We start from the raw sequence: 4,340 nt of genomic DNA, 5'->3' as shown, positions 1-4,340 counted from the left end.
TGACCGTGAGGTGTCTTCGACAGGCGAGACGCTGATCATGTACCGCGTGGCCGAGGATGGTCTGTCGTTCGCCGGTACCTGAAGGACGGCCATGGTCATGGCCGCGTCCGGCCCTACAGGGGCGAGCGGACCGGGCTGCCGCCCCTGTAGGGCCGGACCACCGCTTCCCTGCTCGCGCTGGGAGGATCGACGGCCTGCCATTCGGTGAACCGTCCGTGATCCCTGTGATCGACACGGCGCCGTTTCGGTCGAGGATCCCTGTGTTCGAAGTCTGCGCAGGTGGAGGAGTCGACAACCCATGGTGTTGGCCTGGTGACTGTGGGTGCCCTGTGCCACGCTCACGCGGGGAGGAGGGAGCCGATGGCCTCGACCCGGGAGGTGGCCGCACGGGTTCGGGCCGCGTGCGCGAAGGGGGAGCTGGCGCGGGCCGCGCTGGAACAGGCCGAAGACCTGACCCGGGAAGCGCACGACATGCTGGCCCGTGCGCTGGAGGGCGCACGTCACCTCGAAGCGGACGGCATGCGGGTGCTGGCCAAGTTCCAGGGGGTGATGGACGCCTGCAAGGGTCACTACTGGCCGCTGCTCAACGAGGCCGTGAAAGCTGCCGGGAGTTACGCGGACCATTTGGCGATCGACGGCGCCCCGAACCCCGCTCCGACTGTTCAGCACCCTCCACCGCCCTCGGCACGACCGTCGCGACCGCCGCCACCCCGTCAGGCTGAACCGGCCGACCCGCCCGTGATCCCGCCTGAACGCATCGAACAACTACGCCGTGAACTGCCCGATCCCATCGGGAAAGGGGGACAGGGCCGCAAGGTCCACGGCCGTGTCGTCTATCCGGACGGCAGGGTGGAAGAGATGGTCAGCGGTCGCGACGACGACTGGCGGCTGGCGGACGAACGGCTGAAACGGTTGGGGATGCCGTTTCGCTCCACGAAGACGTCCGACGTGGAGATGAAGTTGGCCGCGCGCATGGCCGAGCATGGGATCGGGCACGCGACGGTCGTGATCAACTGGACGCCGTGCAAAGGCCCGTTCGGGTGTGACACCCTCGTCCCGGTCCTGCTTCCCCAGGGAAGCACGCTCACCGTTTACGGCGTGACCGCGAACGGGACGAAGTTCCGCAAGCGATACACAGGAGGTGCCCGACCGTGGTGGCGAAGCTAGAGGCGTGGTTCGACGTGGAAGACGACGGGCCGACCACCGTCACCACAGCCGCTGAACTGGACGCCGTGTTGGACACGGTGACCGGGTGGCCCGGTCCGAACACGGTCCAACTCATCCTCGCCGGACATCCCGAACGCGGGATGCTGGACGTGGGATTGGACGCCGAACACGGACGCGGTGTCCTCTACTATGCCGGTCCCACCGCGCCGGACGGATGTTGCACCCAGGGCTCCCACACGGCAAACGAAGCGCCGCTCTACTACTACATGGGATCGGATACCGAATTCCCCGCTGACGCGGAAATCCCACTGGACGCGGTGCGCCATGCCGCCCACGAGTACATGACCACCGGAGGCGAGCGACCGACCGAGGTGCAGTGGCAGACCTGGCCCGCTTGAACCCCGGCGGGTTCACGGCGTGATCACCGGGTCAGAGCGGTCCGTGTCCAACTTCATGCGCCGTGCACGGCCGCCAGGTCGATGACGTAGCGACCCTGGGCGCGCTCACCGGCCCACACCGGACCAGCGAATCCACGACGCTGTACGCCGACAGACCACCCCCGCTCGCGTGGAGGCGCGCACCTGTCTCTACCAGTGTGGATGAAGTTGACGGACCCCGCTTGCGGCGAGCGCACAGGTTGGCAGCATTCGTGAGGCTTCATCGGGTGCGAGTACCCCGCTCGGGTGGGCAGCACCATCCCCGGTGAAGATCGCCGACACCTACAGTGGCGACTAGGGGTAGGTGCGTGCGTCGTGGTCGTATGCCTGGTTCAGCTCTTCGTCGGTGATCTGCTTGTCTGTCCGCAATGTGCTGTCCTCGGCGAGCCCGGCCACGTTGACCACGCCCCACACGGCGTGTGTGAGCGCGGCGTACTCGGTGTTGACTGTGCGCCGAGGGCTTCGGAGAGCCTGCGCTCCGGTTGGGTGACGTGGGCGGCCTGGCGAGCCAGGCGGGTGTTGGCCAGGTCGGCTTGCATCGAGTCGATCTGACCGGCCGCCACGTCCTATGGTCCATCCCCGCTCGCGCGGGGAGCACGGCTGCTCGGAGTCGTAGGCGCGCTTGGCCCAGGGACCACCCCCCGCTCGCGCGGGGAGCACCCAGCGGGGCGACTGATCCTGCCTGCACGGAGCGGACCACCCCGCTCGCGCGGGGAGCACGAGGGTGTCAACGCTGAGTGGGAGGTTGAACCAGGACCACCCCCGCTCGCGCGGGGAGCACGTCCGCGACGTGTACGGCACGACGCAGACCGGGGGACCACCCCCGCTCGCGCGGGGAGCACCATGAAGCGCGACGAGCTGGCGGCCCGCAACCGCGGACCACCCCCGCTCGCGCGGGGAGCACGCCAGGTAGTTCGCGTTCATCCAGTGCGTGTGCGGACCACCCCCGCTCGCGCGGGGAGCACCCCGCCGAACCGGACCGCTACCCGGCCGGCCGGGGACCACCCCCGCTCGCGCAGGGAGCACTCCTCGATCGACTCTAGGAACGCCAGCGGCCACGGACCACCCCCGCTCGCGCGGGGAGCACCCCCAGCCGCCCCGGCCGCTCGGCTTCCACGAGGGACCACCCCCGCTCGCGCGGGGAGCACACCGCCAGCCCTTACCGGCTCACCGACGCCGACGGACCACCCCCGCTCGCGCGGGGAGCACGCCCGGACTTGGGCAGCGGTCCGGGGTCGATGGGGGACCACCCCCGCTTGCGCGGGGAGCACGTGCTGGTACTCCTTGGCCGCGAACGTGCCGTGCGGACCACCCCCGCTCGCGCGGGGAGCACATGGCCGCGCCCGGCGTCAGCGGGTAGGTGAGCGGACCACCCCCGCTCGCGCGGGGAGCACCGTCCGGTGCCGGGCGTGGCGGCGGCGGGAAGGGGACCACCCCCGCTCGCGCGGGGAGCACGGCTACGACGAGCTGAAGGCCAAGGCCGCGGAGGGACCACCCCCGCTCGCGCGGGGAGCACTCGGAGTTGCGGTTGCCGAAGACCGCTTCGGCCGGACCACCCCCGCTCGCGCGGGGAGCACCCGAGCACGGCGGCGACCTGGCGCGCCGAGGGCGGACCACCCCCGCTCGCGCGGGGAGCACACCGCGCGCCCGCGCTCTCGTCCCCGGCCCGACGGACCACCCCCGCTCGCGCGGGGAGCACAGCGAGGCCCCCGGGTTGGGCGCCTCCCACACCGGACCACCCCCGCTCGCGCGGGGAGCACCCGGACGTCGCGATCGTGTTCCACCGCACCGCGGGACCACCCCCGCTCGCGCGGGGAGCACTCCTCCCACGACAACGTGGCCTCTGGGCTGGCCGGACCACCCCCGCTCGCGCGGGGAGCACCGCACCGACTCCCGTTGGAGCGACCGTGAGGGCGGACCACCCCCGCTCGCGCGGGGAGCACGCGCACCACGCCCGGTTCATCGTCGTGGACGAAGGACCACCCCCGCTCGCGCGGGGAGCACTGGATCGCCCGCCACCCGCACGGCCGCGGCGAGGGACCACCCCCGCTCGCGCGGGGAGCACGCACCTGCTGGAGCGCGTCCCGTTCGCCACCGCGGACCACCCCCGCTCGCGCGGGGAGCACCCACCGAGACCAACGACGCGCTGCGCGCCGAGCGGACCACCCCCGCTCGCGCGGGGAGCACTCCAGCGCGGCCGCGGTGGCGGCGGAGACCGGCGGACCACCCCCGCTCGCGCGGGGAGCACCGGGCGGCTCGGGAGCGGGAGTGCGGGGACAGGGGACCACCCCCGCTCGCGCGGGGAGCACTTCGGGAACCACGGCTGGACGCTGGTGGCGTTCGGACCACCCCCGCTCGCGCGGGGAGCACGCCACGACCCCGCCCCCGACGCCAGGAGGACCCGGACCACCCCCGCTCGCGCGGGGAGCACGAGCACGTCGCGCCACGTGCCGGTCCACTCCGGGGACCACCCCCGCTCGCGCGGGGAGCACGGTGGTAGCTCTTGCCGTTGGTCTTGAGGGCGGGGACCACCCCCGCACGCGCGGGGAGCACGGCCCGCCGATACGCGGCATGCGCCGGCCCTCGGGACCACCCCCGCATGCGCGGGGAGCACCACGTTCCCGAGCCCGCCGCCCCGGAGGTTTGAAGACCACCCCCGCATGCGCGGGGAGCACTTGGCCTGCGGTGATGCATCTTGGCCACACCACGGACCACCCCCGCATGGGCGGGGCGCAC

Annotated in this window: 2 protein-coding genes and 1 CRISPR repeat array; both genes read left to right on the top strand. The window is 72.4% G+C overall.

All coding sequences use genetic code 11. The annotated features are described in order from the left end of the window. Positions 1-360 precede the first annotated feature (360 nt). Entirely contained in the window at positions 361-1,167 is an 807-nt protein-coding gene (locus ACFV4N_RS40405) for a DddA-like double-stranded DNA deaminase toxin (protein ID WP_499677977.1), read from the top strand. Beyond that, complete coding sequence (locus ACFV4N_RS40400; RefSeq protein ID WP_499677976.1) at positions 1,155-1,565, top strand: Imm1 family immunity protein; 411 nt, start codon at positions 1,155-1,157, stop codon at positions 1,563-1,565. Before ACFV4N_RS40405 ends, ACFV4N_RS40400 begins: the two co-directional genes overlap by 13 nt. 609 nt (positions 1,566-2,174) lie before the next feature. Next, positions 2,175-4,340: a CRISPR direct-repeat array (repeat unit 28 nt; unit sequence GGACCACCCCCGCTCGCGCGGGGAGCAC).

Source organism: Actinosynnema sp. NPDC059797 (assembly GCF_042732085.1).
Taxonomy (GTDB): domain Bacteria; phylum Actinomycetota; class Actinomycetes; order Mycobacteriales; family Pseudonocardiaceae; genus Actinosynnema.
This window is presented reverse-complemented; position numbering and strand designations above follow the sequence as displayed.

Bases quoted from the DNA above. Each gene is read 5' to 3' on its own strand.
- ACFV4N_RS40405 (WP_499677977.1), top strand. From the start codon at position 361: ATGGCCTCGACCCGGGAGGTGGCCGCACGGGTTCGGGCCGCGTGCGCG.